General features: G+C 58.5%; 7 protein-coding genes. 5 read left to right on the forward strand and 2 right to left on the reverse strand.

What is annotated here, in order from left to right; genetic code table 11:
* Positions 1-73 precede the first annotated feature (73 nt).
* Both ACW9IR_RS14215 and ACW9IR_RS14220 read left to right on the forward strand, forming a co-directional pair.
* Positions 74-7171, forward strand: coding sequence for a TcdA/TcdB pore-forming domain-containing protein (locus ACW9IR_RS14215; protein WP_457463749.1), 7098 nt, complete (start codon positions 74-76; stop codon positions 7169-7171).
* Positions 7172-7444: 273 nt separating this feature from the next.
* Positions 7445-14506 carry a TcdA/TcdB pore-forming domain-containing protein gene (locus ACW9IR_RS14220; protein ID WP_457463751.1) on the forward strand — a complete coding sequence of 2354 codons (7062 nt, stop codon included), beginning with the start codon at positions 7445-7447 and terminating at the stop codon, positions 14504-14506.
* 77 nt (positions 14507-14583) lie between these two features.
* Here ACW9IR_RS14220 and ACW9IR_RS14225 read toward each other — a convergent pair whose 3' ends face one another.
* On the reverse strand, positions 14584-15180 hold the full coding sequence (locus tag ACW9IR_RS14225) for a MarC family protein (protein ID WP_095121928.1): 597 nt from the start codon (positions 15178-15180) through the stop codon (positions 14584-14586).
* Positions 15181-15414: 234 nt separating this feature from the next.
* On the opposite strand from ACW9IR_RS14225, the gene ACW9IR_RS14230 reads away from it, so the two are divergent.
* From ACW9IR_RS14230 to ACW9IR_RS14240, 3 genes are read left to right on the forward strand one after another with little or no spacing between them, the layout of a single operon-like run.
* Positions 15415-16215 (forward strand): hypothetical protein, encoded by an 801-nt coding sequence (locus ACW9IR_RS14230; RefSeq protein WP_457463753.1) that lies wholly within the window; start codon positions 15415-15417, stop codon positions 16213-16215.
* A gap of 57 nt (positions 16216-16272) precedes the next feature.
* Positions 16273-16974 (forward strand): hypothetical protein, encoded by a 702-nt coding sequence (locus tag ACW9IR_RS14235; protein WP_457463755.1) that lies wholly within the window; start codon positions 16273-16275, stop codon positions 16972-16974.
* On the forward strand, positions 16971-17612 hold the full coding sequence (locus ACW9IR_RS14240; RefSeq protein ID WP_457463757.1) for a hypothetical protein: 642 nt from the start codon (positions 16971-16973) through the stop codon (positions 17610-17612). The genes ACW9IR_RS14235 and ACW9IR_RS14240 overlap by 4 nt, the downstream gene beginning before the upstream one ends.
* 22 nt (positions 17613-17634) lie before the next feature.
* Here ACW9IR_RS14240 and ACW9IR_RS14245 read toward each other — a convergent pair whose 3' ends face one another.
* Positions 17635-20409, reverse strand: coding sequence for a hybrid sensor histidine kinase/response regulator (locus ACW9IR_RS14245; protein WP_110719615.1), 2775 nt, complete (start codon positions 20407-20409; stop codon positions 17635-17637).
* Between the last annotated feature and the right edge of the window lie 16 nt (positions 20410-20425).

Genomic DNA, 20425 nt, shown 5'->3' on the forward strand with positions numbered 1-20425 from the left:
TCAAGTTTGAGTGCGCCGTGTTTATTCAATAGTTTTGCCCGACTTAGAACTGTTGAATCAAGGAAGAATACGGATGAGTGCTACGGGAAACACTGCAGGCGAACTTTCATTCACTTCGGCTGCAGAGTATTCGACACTTCAAGGGGCATTGAGCGAGTTTGCCGACTCAGGCGAGTATGCGGCGCTGGCCGAGTCTCATGAACTTGCCAGCAAGACCTTCACAGCGGTCGAAAAACTGCTGCCGGCGAAACTGTTTCAGGAGCGACTCGAGGCCTTGATAGATCGCAAGTCGACGCCGGTGCCTATGGCCATCCATCGGATTCGAACCCGGTTGAATCGCTATGTGGCGAGATTGTCAGCCACGGTGGACATGCTGAACGGCGTTGCCCGGCCCGTGCCGAACATCATGCACTTCGTCTGGGTCGGTGGCAGTGAGGTGGGCAACAATCAGCGCGATTACTTGAACATCTGGCGCAAGGTGCTGGAGCCGCAGGGATATCGGTTCAATCTCTGGTACGACAGTGATGCACTGCTCGCTTTCGAGATGAATCGGGTGATTCTCGACAGTGCAAGAGCGGATGCGATGGCATCGGAAGGCGATAAGGTCACCAGGCCCCTGCAGTTGTCGCAGATGATTGAAGACCGCGCGCGGGTATTGAAACATCAGATGTTCGACTACCTGAACCAGCCGCAATGGGCTGGTCGGGCGGACGAGGCGCGTATCGATCTGCTGGTTCGTGCTTACGGCAAGGATCGCGCGACGCTTGAGGCTTTCCGTCGGCAGTGCCTGGAGACGCATCAGGCCATGGTCGGCACGGACTTGCAGTTGCGTGACGTCCGCCACGAATTTGCCGGGCATTTCCTACAGGATGTCTATCAGCGTGAAGTGGCCATGCGCGGCAATTTTGCCGCGGCGAGTGATGTCGTGCGGTTGCAGGCCGAGTACCTGGAGGGGGGGCGCTACAGCGACATGGATTACTTGCCGCCACTGGCCGAGACGTTGGGCGGCGTGGATATCAGTGGTTTTGATGGCAATCAGCGACTCGGGGTACTGAAACTTTTACTGGATCACAACCAAGCGCTGATGCCCGGCCGGGATCCGCACCGCTATACAGAGATAACCGGCGAAATTGGAGCTCGGCATAAAGAGGCATTAACCACTTTTGCGCGCGGTAAACCCGGTATTCATGAGGTTTTCGTCGCACCGCAGGAGCGCGCAGTGCCGCAGGATGCCCTTCGCTTGGGAACTGCCCATGGCAGTGCGAATACCGGGGAAATGAACGCGCATTTCATCGCCCACCCGGGCAGTGCCATGACCCTGTCTTACATGCAGATGATTCGAAGCAATTATGACTGCCTGCTGGAAGTGGAGAGCCGCTTGCTCGCTGCCGGCATCGATATTGCGGATGAAGGACGGGCGTTGCCCATCATTCAAAATGTGGTCAATGAAACGGCGGCCGAGGGCAAGTTTCCCGATTCGAAAACTCACTATTCGTCAGCGAAGCTGATCGATGCCATTCGCACGTATTATCAGGATGGTATTCGGGTCGATGCACGCGGCACCATTGCCCTTACCGGGCCGGGTGCAGCGGCGGCAGGACTTGGCAAATATATCGAACAGCGTCTGCAATCCGATCATATCGATGAGGTTCGCAATCGACTGAAACTGGTCGAGGGCTATAACGTTTCCACGGAAGAGGAGCGGATCTCCGGCTGGACCGTGAATGGCGATGAAAACAAATGGCTTGAGCAAGAGCAGGACAAATGGCGCAACGGCAAACTCAAGTCACGTTACGCCGGTCAGTTGGCGGATCTGCTGAGGCCGCAGACCCTGACCTTTAAACAAGGCTGGCCGGTGATCGAAGGCAAACCGGTGCTGTTGACCTCGGTGCTGCAACAACTGATGGATGACTTGGGCGAACCGTTCATTCGCGCAATGAAAGACAAGTTGAGCGGCGATGTCACTTTCAACGAAGCTTTTGCCATCGGTTTCGATGCCCGCCAGCAAATTCTCGCCCAGCCTGCCCTTGAACTGCCGCCGTCTTACGGTGCGGAGTCCACCAGTAACCTGAACGAACTGTTGGTCCGGGTTGCCCGCGGCTCGCTCGCCGTCGAACAACTCAGCCCGTTGCTGCGCGTGATGCTGGGCGGAATGTTCGGCGCGGCGAGCCTGGATATCGATGGCTTTGCCGGTGCGTGGAAGGACCTTTCCAGCCTCGCGGCGCAAACCGCCGAAGATGGGCTGTTTGCCCGCTTCAACGCTCTCGAAAGTGCCTTGCGCCAGCACGCGTCGCCGGCCTTCAAGGCAGGCCTGGCAAGCGCTGAACCTTCCACCACGTACACCGCCCGCGAACTCAAGGTGCGTGCCTTGGGCGAGCCATTGACGTTGCGTCAGTGGGGTGAACGTATCGCCCGGATCAACAGCACGGCGCGCCGTGAATATCACGCGCAGATTCTGCGCAGCGGTGAGGCGGTTCGTACCGAACTGTTCAAGGCTGGCGCCGTGTCCGCCAGGAAAGTGCCGCAGGACCTGCTCATGACCATGCCGGGCGATCCTGGTCGTCGATGCTATCCGCTGGCACTGATGATGGCGGCAGCGCTGACCGGTGGTGAGGCGGCTGAGCGTGCCCTGATTGGCCGGGTAGCGAACGTCAGCCATGCCCCGGAGGACGCCGACTCGCGGGCTTTGTTATTGGCGCTGGACGAATTGCAGGCTGTGCCGCTGACAGCCGTGGGCAAGCCACACGGCCATCATGGCCTGGACTCCATCGCACAAATGCTGGAGGCGAAAACCGCTTCGACGGTCATGCTGCTCGACACCGGCAATCACGCGTTGCTGGTGGGGAAAACAGTGCAGGGCAGCCAGACGGTTTACCGGTTTTACGAGCCGAATTTTGCGATTTACGGGTTTGCCCGGGTAGAGCAACTTAAAGAGGGCATGCAGCGCTACCTGAGCAGAGATAACGCTGCAATGGCCCGGCTATACGGTCTCGCGGAGGGCGACCGTGCGCGGTTCAATGTTGTCGAGCTCGATACCACGGCGATCATCGGCCGGACACTTTTGTCGAATACGCCGCTGGGCAGCTTTTTGCAAAACGCTCCGATTGTCGATCCAGGCAGCGCTTCGGTCTGGCAAAAACAAGCCGTTGGACGCCAGCGATCGCTGGGTGAAAACGCCCGGATGGGCGCCAGTCTGGCGCAACTGGATGCGCGTTATTGGGCGCAGGCATTCGAGCAGGCCACCGGTCAGTTACGTACCGAAAACAAGTTGGGCGGTGAGTTTCTGCCGCTGCTGGAAACGCTGCAGAAGCACCCCGACGCCGGCTACAGCGTGACGCTGGTAGACGCGCGCAATCCGCAAAACGCTCGAGTCGTTACCACCACCGACGCGCGCTTCAGCAAAGTCCAACAGCACATCCAGCGTCTGGTGCAGTCCCTGGCCGGCAAAAATACTGCAGCGGGCGAGGCCGACGGCGGTAGTCGGTTGAGTTTCGCCTTTGCGATTCAGACGCTGATTACCGAGATGCGCCATCGCGAATACCAGGCCGGGGAAGAGCAGGTGCCGGCGTTGTCGATCGCCCTGCAGGTGCAGGTCTATGTCAGTTATGCCCAGTTAGGTTATGGCGTATTGAACGATGCGGCACAGATCGTCAGTCTGGTTCGTCAAGTGGCTGCCAGTGAGCAGGCATTGGCGCTGCGCCAGTCATCGCTGTCCGGTCGGCTGCTGGGCCGGGCCTCCGTAGCTGCCGGGATTGTCTTCTCCGCCGTCAATATAGGGTTTGACCTCTATGGTCTGGCAGTGGCGACCAATCAGGAACAGCGTTCACGGTTGGCCACGCAGCTGGTATTCAATGTCGCGGCCCTGGCGCTGGATATCACCGCATTGGCGGTTGGCGGAGCGGTGGGCGGTGCCGCTGCGATTCTGTCGGTGCCGCTGCTCGGCGTCGGCATTGGTGTGACGGCGATCGCCAGCAACCTGGGACAGATCAGCGACAAGGCCAAAGGCGTGGGTGCGTACTTGCGCAAGATCCAGGACGCCTATGGTCCTGGCGTTTACGCGCGCAAGGACGGTGCGCTGAGTTTTGAACCCGAAGCCGTCATCACCGAGCTGGACTTGCAAGGCAACCGGATCCGTTTCGACAGTCAGAAGTTTTACCCCATGGATCGCGGCGGACTTGAGTTGCCGCAGTTCAACAATCACCCGTCGCGACTGCATCAGGCGATCGATATCCGCGAGACGCTCGGACTGCCGCAAGTGGTCAGTCTCATCCGGCCGGCGCCCGGTGACGTAGAGACGGTGGTGCTCCCGTGTACACCGCAGTGCTACTTCGGTTATGAGTACCAGGTCGGAACGTCCGGCTATGCCTATGAGCCACAGCCTGGCGAGTTGGCGCGCGAGCCCCGGCAAGCAAGCGAAAAGGCCTCAGCGAGCTTCCTCAGCACGCTTCTGCCATTTGGCGTCCTGGCTGATGAGCTCCACCAGCCACTCATGCAAACCTGGTATCCGAGCCTGCGCAACAGTACCGTCAACAAGCTGGAGTACGACAGGCATGGCAACCAGCGTTTCTATTTCTTCGCCAACACACCGTTCCCGCACATCCTCTACAAGCTCTACCCGTTCAACAAGCCCACACGGATTGTGGTGACGCTGGACGAACAGGTGCGCCAGTTGCTGGTGCCGACATTGCCGGCAGAATGGAAACAGTGCATTTCCTACGAGATCTTCAGCCGTTCACCAGGTGCTCGCCAGCTCTGGTTGACTCCCGGTCTGGTTGCCGTTTTCCTGCGCAATTACGCGGCGACCCAGTGGGTACTTCATGCGCCATGGGTCAGCGAAAACAAGGTGCGATTTGAAGAGTCGTTTCTCAGTGTCGATGGAATACGGATCGAGGGTCAGGTGGACTTCATCCAACTGAGCAATGGCGAGATGTTCAGTCTCGACTGGAAAAACCAGCGTCTGCTGCTGGTGTCTGTCACCCAGGAGCAACAGGATTCGCAGGCTGCGCTGCTGGCACGCGTTCGGACACGCGTGGTGGAGCGACGCGTTGCAGCGGCTTTTGTGCCGTTACACAAATTCCGGGTGCCTATGGACGCTGCGCTGCGGCCCGTCCTGGTCACCGCCTATTACGACGTTGCGCGTGCCCGGCTGTTGTATGCGCGCAACCTGCCAGAGGATGTCAATGACGGCGTTGTATTGGCTGCAGCCAACGCCGGGCAGGCATGGTTTTATCACCCCGGGCACGCGACGGTCTGGCGGGTCGATGCGATCACCGGCACGGTCAAGCATCGCTACCGACTGATGAACCCTGGCGGTGGTGCAAGGATCATTGGCTGCGAACAGACTGCCAACGGCCTGCGTCTGCGGCAGAAAATGCTTGAAGTCAACGGAGGGGTAGAGATCGCATTCGAATACCTGCTGACTGAATATTCTGCAGTGCTTGCCGGCATCCATACATCAGCCGCCTGGAGCGATTACACGCCTAGGCGTCCGGCCGATTACTGGCATGCATTGGTGGCTCGCTTCAATACGCCGCAGACCTATGCCGATGGCACGTCTGGCATGGCGTCGAGCCTGAGCACGTGGGGGCCCGCCGGGTTCGTGCAGATTCGCAGCCATGAGAAAGAAACGCTGCGAGATCTGGGCTGGATCCGTCTGGCTGACCGGCTGTATTTCCAGTTGGCCCATAGCACCGGGCTCAAGCTGGACACGATCCTGCTGACCTGGGATGACGGCTTGGACGATCTGCCGCTGTTCTACAGCAAGCAGGCCCGATTGCTGCGTCGTGGAGCCGGGCCGGCGGGTGGGCAAGTCGTCGCCGAGGATGTCATCGATGTCAGTTCATTCGCTGAGCGCTACATCGCAACCCGGGCAGACGGACGCCTGTTTGAGGTCGACAAGCAAGGCGCGCTGCAATTCGTTGGCATCGGCGCCCACTGGTTGCGCAGCCATGCCGACTGGCTCAGCGCATTACCGGCGCTGGCCGATGCTTATCGGGATGCGCCGTTTTCGATCATCGGGTTGAGTAACGTTGCCGGCCTGCACTCAGTGGCGGCGTGGTGTATCGGCGCGAAGGTATTGCTCGCTGAGGTCGGTGAAGGTACGGAGCTGGCTTTGCTTGGGCTGACGCCCGACAAGCAGGCCGCGTGGCTGCTGGACATTTCGGCGGGGCAGCTTTATCGCCAGGCGCTGGTGCAGATCCAGACGTTGCGCGCAGCGTTTGCCAACGGCCCGCGGTTACTGGATCGCACGTTGCTGCCAGTGGCGGAAAAAGTCTGGGGGCAATGGTCATTCGCCGAGGTGCTGACGCAGGGGCAAGGGTTGCTCGGGCGTACCCGCCAAGGCGTTAACCTGGAACTGCTCGATCAACAGCCGGCACGTATCGTCGGCGTCGAAAGACAATGGTCGTTAATCGCCGGGCAGACCGCCGAGCAGTTGCAGGCCCGCTTGAAGGCGTTATTGAGCGGACAAGCCCATGCACCGGTTGTGCACGTCGAAGACTCCCAGGGTCGCTATACGTACTTTGTGCCGGAACTGGATCGCCTCTTTGATATTTCGGGTCGGGCCGATGGTCAGTGGTCGGTGTTTCTTGGCGCGCGCGACACATCGGTGGCCATGCTGTTCGACCCGATTGACAGCCTGATCTACAGTCGCGGGGCGGCGCAGGGCGTCTGGGTACAAGACAGTTACGCCCGACGCGAAGGCGAGCTCCTGGCGCTCGAGGTGAGTGGTGAGGTCACCGATATCATGGCAATGCTGCCTGACGGGGTCGAAAAACTGATTCTCACCTATGGTGCCAAGGCATTGAGCTATCGGGTGTCGGAACAAGCCTGGCAACGGCTGGACTGCATCGTAGTCGATCGCCAGCGTCCGCAAGGTGCAGTCGATACGCCTATCTGTACTTTGGTACTGGACGTGGACGCTGCCGAGCGCCTGTTGGTGTCTTTGGTCGACGGGCAGTTGGTAATCTCAGACCCGGATACGGCCCACAGCCTGATCGTGCGTAATGTCGCGCCGGAAGGTGACGAGTCAGGCAGGCTGCTGCAGATAAGCATCAGGCTCGGCGCGGTGGACTACCGGCGAGGTGTCGACCAGTGGCTTGATGCGCTGGCATACGTACAGTCCGATGTAGAGGTTGCAACACTGGAGAAGTTAGTAAAACAGCTGGCCTGAAATATACAGCGAAACTAAAACGTAAAAAGGTCGTGGTCGCGAGTTCACGACCTTTTTACGTTTAATTGTTTTTATTTGTTTTAGGTTGTTCAGGTTTTAAAGGTATTGATGCTCGGCGGAAATATACGGAAAGCGATTGTTCTGATGATTGATCAGATATTTAAGTTGCACATGATTTCTGAAAATAATTGAGTTTGTTCTTTTTTGAGATTTGCCGATTTAATGATTAGCGTGGTGCTCGTTACTATTCTTTTGAAAGATTTCGAGGGCATCATGCGAGATATTGAAGTTGCAGTTGGCGAGAGTTTTGTGAACTTTGCAGCGCTCTTTGCGCGTAGTGATTTTGAACAGGCGTTGTTACTGCATAAAAACAACAAGCATTACGACGCGCTGCTGCGCTATTACGCCGCCTGTGCCGGCGCCCAGGATTCACAGCAGTTGCTTGAGCCGTTGCGGCTGTTACGTCAGACGCTGGAGCCTTTGCTGGGATCGAGTCGGGTGAGACGCGAGGTGGAACCGCCGTTGCCAACCGAGCAAGCGTCCGCCCCGGATCTGGCGCGAATTTACGAGCGGGTCGAAGCCTTCGAGTCGCGGGTGCATGTGGGGGTCGAACTGCTCAAAACCGCGCCGACACGCGTTGCAAAAACGCTGCACTTCGTCTGGCTGGGGGGCGGGCTTGGCGAGATTCAGCGTGATTACCTCAATGTCTGGAAGCAGGTGCTTGCCGGGCAGGGGTACACGCTCAATCTCTGGTACGACAGCGATGCGCTGCTGGCATATCAGACCAACAAGCTGATGGTCGAGGCTGCCAAGGCTGACGCCCTGGCCCATGTCGGCGATAAAACCGTCGATGAAAATGCGCTGGCTGACCTATACGAAGAGCGTGCCATTGTGCTGAAGCGGCAGATGCAGGCACACCTCAATGAGGCTGTGGCCAAAGGGCAATCCGCCGATGACGCACGGATTGATCTGCTGGTTCGCGCCTATGGTCAGGATGCGGCGTCATTGCAGGTACTGCGCGAGCAGAACCGTCGCACCCTGCAAGCCATGGCCGGAGGCGATCTGCAGTTGCGCGACCTTGACGCGGCGTCTGTTCCCTTGCAGCTTCAGAGCCTCTATGAGCAGGAAATGCGTTTGCGCGGCAATCTGGCGGCAGCTTCGGATATCGTGCGGGTCGAAGTGCTGTATCGCGAGAGTGGCAGCTATGCCGATGTCGATAACTTGCCGCCTTTGGTGGCGAAGTTGGCGGGGGTCGATCTTGAGGTTCTGGGTGTTGACGCCCGCCTGGGTATTTTGCAGCTGCTGCTCAACCATAATCCCGATTGGATGCCGGGCCGTCAGCCCTCCAACAGCTATGCCAAGCGCATCCCGGCAGAGCACCGTGCGGCGTTTGAAGCGTTCGCTCAGAGCCGCCCGGCACTGAGCCAGGTTTTCCAGGCACCGACCGATTTGCTGGCTCGCCCCTTCATGTTGCGAGCAGTCGCCGAAGGCAATTCGATGACCAATGCGTTCCTGATGGCCCATGCCGGATCGGCGACGCTGCAAGCGGTGATCGAACGTATTCGCTTCAACTATCAGTTGGTCGACGACACGCTACGCCAAGCGGCGCAGCGTGGTGTCGCACTGACTGACTCTGAAGGTGTGTTGTCGTTGGCGCAGACGATTCTTGAACAGACTTACGGCCCGTTCCGCGAACTGCCGAATCAGGAAGAAATGCTCGCAGGCTTTCTCGCCAGTGCGGCTGCGAGCTACTTCAGTGACGGGATCCGGCGCCAGAGCGAAGGCACCATCTATTTGACCGGCCCGGGTGCGATACGCGACGCCATGGCCGATTACGCCAGAGTGCATCTCACTCCGGAGCAGGCCAGGGAAATTCGCACCGAGGCCGCCATTGCACGCTACGCCTCGGTCAACCGTGCCACCGAAGAAGAGCTGGATCACTCCTGGAAAGACAACGCGACCGATCCGGTGAAATGGGTCGAGGATGAGCAGGCGCGCTGGAAGCAAGGCCATTACAAAACCCGCTACAAGGGCGATGTCGCGCAATTGCTCAAGGGTTCGAGCATTGAATTCGAGCAGGGTTGGCCTCTGATTGAAGGGCGTGCGGTGCTGCTGACCGATATCTTGCAGCGTCTGGTCGACGGGCTCGGCGATCGCTTTGTCGAGGCCATGCGTCAGGGCTTCGACGGGACGATGACGTTCGAGGATCCTTTGCCCCTGAGTTTTGCCGATCGTCAGCTCATCAAGGATCAGCCGCTCAGAGCGCGACCTGCGGCTTTTCCGCCAGACAGGCGATTCCTGAATCTGGGGCTGGATGAAGTGTTGAGCGCGATGGCCCATGGTGAGCTGACACTGGCCGAGACAACGCCACTGCAGCGTTTGGCGTTGGGCGTGTTGCTGGGAATCGACTCGCTGCACAGCCAACGCTTTGACGCGTACAGCGGTGATTTGGATAACCTGGCCAACAGTGTTCGTGAGCTGGGTGCTTCGAGTCGCTATGCCGTCATTGAACGACATCTGTATACCCGCAAAGATGCAGCGTTCCTGAGTGGTCTGGCCGGCGAGATCGCTGAATCGGCAGCATCGGTCAGCGCGCTGGATCTGAAAAAAGCTGCGCTGATAAAGGCGCAGACCCTGCAACAGTGGGGACGCTACGTTGCACAGATACAACAAGTGGCCACGCTTGAACATCGCTTGCAGATTGGCCAGCAGATGGATCAGGTCTTCAGTCAAATCGAAGTCAGCGGCGTGAAACCCGTACCGCAAGATCTATTGCTTGATGGCGTTGGCGAAACGATTGGGGGGCGCTGTTATCCCCTGGCCTTGATGATGGCCGCTGCCATTGCGACGGGCGAAACGGCTTCCCATCACCTGCGCGAACGTTTTTACCTGGCCGTTCTTGAGCCACAGCAGAATGATTCGATTGTTTTTGTACAAGCGCTGGAGGAACTGCGAGGGACCCGGCTGAGTGAGGTGGGCACGACGCTCTCGCGGGCTGATCTGGGTCAGATCACCACGGCACTGGAGAACCATACAAGCACCCGAACGTTGTTGCTCAACTCGGACAATCACTCGATGCTGGTGGCGAAAACCGTAGAGGGTGAAAAGGTCCTCTATCATTTTTACGACCCCAACTTCGGCGTGTTCGAATTCGAGAGTGCCGCGATGCTCAAGCGGGCGCTGGAGCACTTTTTCCTGAAGATGGGCATGGCCAAATATTATGCGGCCTACGGTGCCGAGATCCGGCCGACGTTCGACCTGATCGAGTTGCAGGGCGAGCGCGTGGCGGCCTTGCCATTGTCCACCGGGTTCGAGGTGGCGAAGATGCTCAAGGGCGAGCCGTTGCCCGGGCAGCCAGCCGGCAAGTTGCGCCAGCGTCTGAACAGCGCTCATGGTCGATCACTGGTCGAAAATTCTCATCTGGGGGCCAGCCTGCTCGGGCTGGACAGTCATTGGTGGGGGCAGCAGATCGCTCATGCGACGACGGCGCTGCAAGACCTTCATACGTCGGCCACGCCGTTGGTGCCATTGTTCGACACCCTGGAAGTCACCCCTGAGGGCCAGTATCGATTGCATATGATCGACCCGGCGCAGCCTGAACGTGTGGTGCAGGTTGTCAGCGACGACCACCGACTGCTGCGGATCAAAAACTGGTTGTCCGAGCAGTTTACAACGCTGGCGCGCAAACCGGTCGCAACCGTGGCGGTACTGGATCCGACCGAGGCTGGCAGTGTTCATACCCTCAATGCCGGTTTCGCGATCCAGGCGCTGATGAACGCCTTGCGCGGACGTGAAGGCGAAGGCCGCACGCTGACCACCGCGGTACGTCTGCACGCTTACCTCAATTACGCGCAGTTGCTGCATGGCAATGTCGTGGATGTAGTCGGTCTGGTTCAACTGGTCAAAACCGCGTTGGGGGAAGAAAAGATCATCGCCCGCACTTGTGCCTCAGTGGTCTCAGAGGCGTTGGGGCATGCAGCCAATGAAGGTATCGGGGCCGTGCTGGGACTGGCCAACGTCGGGTTTGATATTTATCAGTTGGTAACCGCTGGCGACGATGTTGAAAAAGCGCAATTCGGCACGCAGCTGGCGTTTGACTCCGCCAGTCTGGCCTTGACGGCCGGCGGGATTGGAGCGGCAGTAGCTGGCGCGTCGACTGCCGCTGCGGTGCTGGGCGGCGCCGGGGTGATTTTGGGCGGGTTGGCTGTGGGCGTGGCGGCGCTTGCCCAAGGGTTTGCCGCCATCGCACGCAACGCCCAGGAAGTCGGGACGTTTTTTGCGGATCTGCAAGAGGCCCATCGCGGCGTCGGTTATCGCTTCGATGCCGCCCTGAAGGCGTGGGTTGTGGCGCCGGCGCTGGTGGTCAAAAGAATCGATCTGGCAGCCACTGCGCTGATACTCGACAGCCCCAGGCTTTACCCGTTACGCGACCACTTCGGTGTGCCGGATTTCGACGCCGACTACTCCCGGGCGATCAATGTACGCCAACACCTGGGTTTGCCCGGGCAGCTTGCGTTCGCACCGGCCGAGGGACAAGCCATCGTCCTGCCGTGCACCCCCGAGACCTGTTATGGCTATGAATACAAGGCGCTGCCGTTTGCTTCTTCGCGGCACGACCGCGGTTTCGACATCGCCCGCCGTCTGGAAAAACGGCAAGCAAACGGCAACTGGCTTTTTCTGTTTTCGTTTTACTCATTTCCTTCGCACTACATCGTCAGCCGTCTGCTTCCTCAGTATCGCGAAACCGTTATCGAGGTTCTTCTGGACAGGACTCAACGCACGCTCGTGGTCCCGTCGCTGCCCCGCGCCTGGAAAAATCAGGTGTCATACAAGATTTTCGGCGTTGGCGCGCATTGCACACTGGCGCTAAATCCAGACGCTCACATAGAACTCGTGTCGTCGAGCCAGTACTCCTCCAGATGGGTACTGGAGGCCGGTTGGGCGCGCGAAAGTGATGTCCGGATCGAGCAACTGGGCGATCTGTATATCGGTAATGTTCACGTGAAAGTGACCGGTCATGGACGTCATTCGCTGCTGATTCGCACGGGCGATCACCAATTGTTCAGCGTTAACCGTGGCAAGCGTCAGTTGGATGTCATCCAGCAAAGCGCTCCGGAGGGGCTTGATGAGCAAGCGTTATTGACGCATTTCAGAGCGCTGGCCCGCGAGCATCGCCTGGTACTGCCCTACACGCCGGTGCATGACTGGCTGATCCCGTTCGAGTCGCCGCAGGCGCCGCGCTCCACCACCGCCTGGTATGACGCCCGGGAGGACCGTTTCGTCTACATCCGCAACGAAGACATCGCCGATACCGAGGATGCACAACTGGCACTGGTGGCCGATGGGTATGCGTATTTCTATCTGCCGGACAGCTATGACATCTGGCAGGTCGATGCCGTCAGTGGGCTGCTCAGGTATCGCTATCGGTTGATCGTGGCTGAGGGCGAAAGCCTGATTGGCCCCGTCGAGATGGATGCACATGGCGTGATTCATGTCGAGCAGACTGTCACCGGCGCCCATGGGCCCCGACGGTTCAATTACCTGATCCACCGGCAGCAACTGCTGCTGGGTTCCGTCACCCATGACATGGCGCCGGAGCTGCAGGCGACCGTATTCGCCAGCGAAATCCTGGGCGACTGGGCATCGGTGCTGGGCGAGCACACAGTGCTTCGTCCCGTCGCTGAGCGAGACGGTGAGACCACCGTCGACTGGCAACCGGCGACGTACGTTTCCGTCAGTTGGACATTCGACACGGACAAGCGCGATATCGTCTGGATTCGCAGTCTCGATCGTTTGTTGATTCATCCATTGCCTGAGGCGCGTCATGCCCGTGGCTGGCCGGACTCGATCAAGAATCTGGCGGACCTGGTGCTGTTGCCGATGGCGCAGCAAAAAAATGTCTACTTCATCTACAACCGTCTGGAGCAGACCCTTTGTCGCCGGCAGCGGGTGGTAGTGCAAGGTGTCGAACAGTGGTCGGATCGCTGGGTGCAGCCGCCAGGGCTCAAGCAAATCGTGGCGGTCGAGAACGGCTACCTGATTCTGGACGACGAGGGACGACTCTTTAATCTGTCTGCCCAAGGCGAGTTCCCCCTGTACGGTGTCGGTGAGCAGTGGCTGAAGGATCATACGCACTGGTGGCTGGCGCTGGAGCCGCTTGCCAAACGTTATCCGGTGGACAGTTTTGCGATCGTCGGTTTACGCAACCTGGCCGGAGACGGCAACCTGAGTGCCTGGTGTGTCAACGGCCGTCTGCTCTTGTGCGATCCGGGACGCGACGTTCCAGTGCGCTTGCTGGGCATGGCCTCCGATAATCGGGCGGCCTGGCTGTTCAATATGTCCACAGGTGAAATCTGGACACAGGGGTTCGTTGAACCACAGCAGCTTGTCCGGGCATTTGGAGAAGGGGCGCAACTGCTGCACAACGACGTTCTGCCAGTTCCCGAGCGGGCGTGGCGTGACTGGCGGTTTAGCGACGTCGCCGTGGATGGCTCCGGGTTGCGCGGTACAACCGTTGACGGCGTAACGCTGCAACTGGGGCATCAGCAGACAGCCTTGGTCACCGCTGTCGACCGTCGTTGGGTGGCGGCACAAGGCGAGCAACTGGTAGAGCACATGAAAGCCTTGTTGGCCAGGGTTGAACATGGCGCATTTGTGTCAGTGGAGTCTGCGCCTGGCCATTTGCAGTGGTACGACGTGCGCAGCGCTCGGCTGGTGAGCATTGCCGCCGACCGCCTGCCTGCGGACGTTGTCATGCTGGGCACCCGCAATCAGGTCAATGTCTTACTGCACGAGCGTCGGCAGGGCACGGTGCAGGCGTATCCAGGCCTGCACAGCTTCGGGCCGTTCGACTATCTTCAGCGCGATGCACAGGTCATGACCCTTGAAGGCCACGACAAAATAAATGATCTGCTACCGCTGATTGCCGACGATGTCAGAACGCTGGTCGTGCGATTGGGACAGGGCGGTGTGACCTGTCATTTGTCGAAGGACGCCTGGTCGAGACTGGACGCGGTTGTCGTCGACTGTCGCCATGCACTGGGGCAATCGCCGGCGATCCCGGGCAAGTTGATCTGGGACGTCGACACGCCGGATAACCTGTTGTTCGAGATCGTGCAGGAGCATTTGGTCATCGTCGATCCAGCCAATGAGCATGCACTGATATTCCGTGATGTGGGCTCATCCGATCCGTCATTGCGCGGGGAAGTATTCCTCGCCTTCAAAGCCCGGCAATCCTTGCCGATCTCCGCGTGGGTGCGGCAGTTGCAGGCCAGGAAAGGACGTGGCAGCGTGACATTCCGGGCACTGACCGCCGAGCCGGCCATTGCCGGCTAAGCCCGCCTCACGATAGAACGCCGCGAACAAGGCTGTTCGCGGCGTTCTGCTGTCCGATCATGGTTCGAGGCACTGGTTCAGGACACCAGATAGCCTTTGACCCCGGTGAAGATGATCTGCGCTGCCAGTGCGCAAACAAACAAACCCATCAAACGACTGACAATCTGCAAACCCTGGTCGCCGAGAATCCGCTCAATGCGGTTGGACAGGTAGAGCACCACGCCGACGGTGAAACTGGCCAACGCAATACTCATGATCGCCGTGAGTTTGTCGTCCCAGTGCGGCTGGCTGACCCCCATCACCAGCAGTGCACCGATAGTGCCGGGGCCAACGGTCAACGGAATGGTCAGCGGTACGATGGTCACGTCCTGCTGCACGTTGTCGGTTTGTACCACGGACTTGCCTTGCGCCATGCCCAGCGCAGAGATGAACAACACGCTGCCGGCACCGATACGGAAGGCATCGACCGTGATGCCGAACACATCGAATATCACCCGCCCGAACAAATACAGCAGCACACTGGAAACCAGAGTGGCGATCGCCACCTTCCAGGCCAGGCGCCGTTGCTCCTTGCGCGAATAACCACGGGTCAGGCTGATAAAGCAGGACAACACGAAGAACGGGCTATAGAGCACCAGCATCTTCAGGTAAACGCTGAACAACACGTGGAGCATGGTCTTGGCTCGCAGCAGGAGAGTGTGGGAAGGAGTCTATCAGTCGTTCAATGACTTGTGGGTGTCATGACTTTAAAGTCTTTTGAAGTTGTTGTGTTATTGGTTGGTTATGTGTTGTTTAGTTGCTTTGGTAATTGGTGTTACATGTTTTGGTTTGTTGTTGGTTAATGCTTTGGTTATGGTTGTTTTCACAAGTTCATGAGGGCTTGTTTTAATAAGGATAAGGAATCCATGATGCATAACCAATACATTCAACGAGCTTATATTTCCAACTGCGTTGGCAACTTGCAGCAATATGAAGTTGATGAGCCTGCGGCTATTCAGAGTCGCAGTTTTGCTCTGAGTATCGACTCGGGAGACGTGGTTGAAGCCCCGACCAAAGGTTCTATCGTTGGCGAAGGTATCTTGTCCTTCTCGGGTGGTCTCAGTGACCAGAATCGATCCGATGCGCAGAACGCTTTTCTTTTCGCAAGTCTGGTGGCGAACAAAAAGTATCCGCTGGAGCATCAGGGCCAGGAGTGGTATCTGTTATTCCGCGAGGTCATGACCAACGCCGGCTGGACACCGGTCAGCAAGTACTACAGTAACCTGGAAGTCGCCGGTACCAGTGTCCGGATGGATAAACTGGTGCTGGAAATTCTCGGCTCGGTGATTGCAGGTGTCGCCGTCCCGGGTCCCACCACCGCGTTGATGCTGAAAGTCGCTGGGGACGCCATCGCCGCGTTGCAAAAGCGTGACACCGCCCTGACGGTGTACGAGCGAAATCTGCTGAACAATGGCGTCGGTGGCGTTACGGCCGCAGCCTGCACTGAAGTAAACGGCGAAGCAATCATGGCGATGGGTGCCGTACGTTTCCTGCGCAGGAACACTTCAACCAAAGTCTTGTTTGTAGACGTGGATGTCCGCAATGTTAAGTTGTACCGTGGTGAAACGGTATTTGCCAAAAATACACTGGTCGCTGATGCAGCTCGCGATACTATCCGGAAAAAACTGGGCCTGAATGCTGTTTCGAAAATCGAAGAATATGATATTTAATTGATGTGAAAGGGTGGTCGAAAGTCGGCCGCCCTTTTTTGTATGGGAGAAAACAATATGACTGACGATTGTTTGATATTGGTTGTCGGCGCTTCCATTCTGGTTTTGCCTGAAACGGATCAGATGGAAGTTTATGATGATCTGATTGACTCAACGTTATTGGCGCAACTGGTGGCCAACAAAAGGATTGAAAAGTTTCCGGGCGTGAATTGGTACGACGCTTATGTAGGCGTTCTCGATGACTTCTGGTTGCGCCATCAAAAGTCCAGTCAGACCTGGAAGGTCAGCGACGAAGCGGAAGAAACTTCCCTGGATTTTTTTACCGCCGCGCTAAGCCAGGGCGCTTTGGGGCAAACCCGCACAATGACCAATGTGCTGGCACGAATGGCAAAGATGTCGGGCGAAGAGCCTGGCATCCAGTTGTTGCGCAGTTACATGACAGTTTCTGACGCGGGGCAATCGATCACCGCACCGGCATCGTCGATGGATTTGCGCTTGCTGGTCACCTGCGCGAACTCACCGTCCTCGATCACAACCTCGTATGTCCAATTCAAGACTCGCAAAGCGCTGACTTCCAATCCGTTGCAACAAGTGTTTCAACCCGCTGATGTACGAGGCGTGGTCCAGGCGAATCACGCGCGGGCCAATCTTTCCGAAACCCTTTATGGCCCTGCGCGCAGGGCCATTGCCTTGAAAGTCAGGGATCGGCGTGCCAGCAGCGTCGCAACATTGACTCTGCCAGCGGAGATTGAATCGTGACGGACCTCAATACACCGCAGGCCGCAGTGGTGGGTGCCAGTGTCGTGGCATTTGCCGGTGGTCTGCCGGCGTCACATCGGGACGACATCTACATGAGCACCGCCTATGCACAACGGGCTACGCGCGCGGCATTCAATGACGGACTGTCGGGTGACTGGTTCGAGTATTACTGCAACGTGCTCAGGTTTGTCGGCTGGGATATGCCGAAACCGCAAACACTGGCGCCATTGAATAACCGCCGGATGTCCACGCAGGCCACGCAGCGTATCTCAAGCAACCTCGGCGAAGCATTCTGCGAGCCAATGCGCCGTGCTCTGGTGGCGATGGAGCGAAACGCAGTGGCGCTCAACCTGTTTGAGTCCGCCAGCCTTCGCGCTAACGCTGGTTTTTTTCAGATGATTCCCTGCGTCCTGAACGGACCGAACAAGGTGGAAATGGGCGTCTATCATCGACAGTTTCAGATTGAGCGAGCCGTGCCGGGATTTCTGTTCAGCGAAGATCAAACACTGATCCACGACAGCGTTGAACAGTTCGCCGCCATCACCTTCAATACCCTCCACTACGCGCAGTTTCGAGAGAAGGTGAAAAAGTCGGTAATTACTGGCTCGCTCAAGTACTTGAGCGATCTGGAAATATGATCGACTCGGCGACCAGGACAATTCAGAACGTCGAGGCTGTCCGGTTCTGCTGATCACGCTGGGCGACCCAGTGCTCGATCAGCTCGCGCAACTGCGACAGCTCGACGGGCTTGGACATGTGCCCGTCCATCCCGGCCTGGCGCGCGCGCTCTTTGTGCTCGGCGAGAATGTGCGCCGTCAATGCCACGATGGGCGTGCGAATGCGTTGGTTACTGACTTCCCATGCGCGCAATTGCTGGGTCGCGGAGAAACCGTCGAGTATCGGCATTTCGCAGTCCATCAGCACCAGATCGTAGCGTTGCGCCTTCATCGCTTGCAGCGCTTCCTCGCCATTGCTGGCGGTGTCCGGTTGCAGATTGAGCTTGCCGAGCATGCCGCGAATCACTTTGGTCGAAATCGTATTGTCTTCGGCAACGAGGATGCGGAAATCGCTTGGCACTTTCGCCGCCGTGGCCGGGCTGACCACTTGCGGCTGGAACACCACCTGGCCTTTGTTGCGCTGGTTCAGTTCATCGGCGAGCGTCGTCTTGAGGGTGTAGCCGGCCACCGGTTTGGCGAGGATGCGTTTGATCCCCGAGTTGCGCGCAATGATTTTGCTTGGCGCATTGCTGATGCCGGTAAGCATGATCAGCAAGATGTCGTGATTCAGACTCGGGTCTTCCTTGATCTTGGCCGCCAGTTGCATGCCGGTCATGCCCGGCATGTTCTGATCGAGCAACACCACATCAAAGTAATCACGCAAGTGCGCCTTGGTGCGCAACAGTGCCAGCGCTTCTTTGCCTGATGGCACGGCGCTGACGTTCAAGCCCCAGGCACTGCATTGCTGGACCAGTACTTTGCGGCAAGTGTCGTTGTCATCGACCACCAGCACCCGTGCCCCTTGAAGCGGACTGTCGAGGTCGGATGTCGGGTGTTCGAGGCGATCCGGATCCAGTGGCAGGGTCAGCCACAAGGTGCTGCCCTGAGTGGTGCCGCTCTTGATGCCGAACTCACCGTGCATCAGACGAATCAATTGCCGTGCGATCACCAGCCCCAGATTGCCGCCCAGGCGATTGGCCGAGAGGAAATGCTTGCTGTGCAGTTCGGCGTGCATCAAGGCATCACGCTCTTCCTGCTCCATTGGCTGGCCGCTGTCCTGCACGGCAATGCGCAGGCGCGGTTTGCTGCTGCGCTCATCGAGGGCGACGACGATCAGTACTTCGCCCTCGTCGGTTTTCTTAAGGGCGTTCTCCAGCAGGCTCAGCAGTGTCTGGCGCAGGCGCGTCGGATCGCCACTGATCACGCGCGGAACCTGAGGCTGGATGAAGCTGATCAGCTCGACGTTCTGCTGCTCGGCCTTGGCCCGGTAGATGCTCAGGCAATCATCGATCAGGGCATTAAGGTCGAACTGCACGTCGTCCAGTTCGATCTGCCCGGATTCGAGCTTGGAGATGTCGAGGATCTCGTTGATCAGCGTCAGCAGTTCGTTGCCGGCGCTGTGGATGGTCTGCACGTAGTCGCGTTGCTTGACCGACAGCGGCGTACCCAGCAGCAGTTCGGTCATGCCCAATACGCCGTTCATCGGCGTGCGGATTTCGTGGCTGATCTTGGCGAGGAATTCGGCTTTGGCGTTGATCTCGGCATTGCTCGCGGCGAGATCGCGGCTGACGCTGAAACGGCTTTCGGTGATGCTGCGCTGGCGCTCGCCGAGGGCGATGCTCATCAACAGACCGCTGATGCAGATGAACGCCATCAGGGTCATGATCAAGCCTTGCGGCGAGACCAGTGTCAGCCCCAGCAAGGCGGGAAGAATGATCAATGTGCCGATGTTGAACACCACCATCGCCGCGACGAACAAGCGCGCCGGGCGATAACCCTTCTGCCAGTGATAGAACGCGACAAACAACATGCTCAGGCCGGCCAGGGCCACCAGTGCATAAGTGATGATGTTCAGCGGCAGGGTGTTGACGAACAGCAACAACAGGCTGCAGGTCACGATAAACAGAATGTCGCCCAGCAACAGTTTGTTCAGTGGATGCGGACCAAGCGGGGCGAAGAAGCGCAACGCAAACATCAAGCCGGCGGGGGCGGTCAGCAGTAGGGCCAGATAGGCGCCCGGTGTCTGGATCGCGTGCCAGTTCGGCAGCCAGGGGCCGGCGAGGTTGAGCAATAGCAACAGACTGAGGCCCAACAGGCCTTCGCAGACTGCCAGCCATAAGCTGCTGCGCGAGCGCGAGTAGGCGTAGCGCACCAGGTTGTGCAACAGCAGCATGCCGAGGCAGCCGAACAGTAAACCGAAGACCAGCGTCTGATTGTGGTTGGCCGCGCTCATCACCGCCGATTGCAGGGTGACGTGCGGGCGCAACTGATGGTCGGACACCAGGCGCAGATAGACCTCGAGGGGTTTGTCGCTCTGCGGCAACGGCAACATGAAGTCGCTGCTCGGCAACGGCCGTTCGGCCTGCGGCTGGTCGGTGCCGGTGTTGCGTTGCTCGATCAGCTGGTTGCCGTCGAGCACGTAGAGATTGAGCTGTGACAGGTCGGGGGCAAAGATGCGCAGCACTTGTTCGTGCTTGCCCGGTGCCAGCCGGAAACGCAGCCACAGGGCGCCATCGGGCGCGGACGCGGTGAGGCGGTCAAGGTCGATGGGGCTGAATTGATTGGTGTAGCGAGCGGAGCGGATATCGCTCAGTTGCAGATTGCCCTGATCGTCGAGCAATACCGACCAGCCACTGCCTTGCGCGGCCTGGGCCGGGAGCATGCAGAGCAAGGTCAGCAACGTGACGGTGAAGCTTATGGCAATCCTGAGCCAGCGCACGGCGAAATCCCTTCGT

This window comes from Pseudomonas sp. SDT291_1_S447 (genome assembly GCF_054070155.1).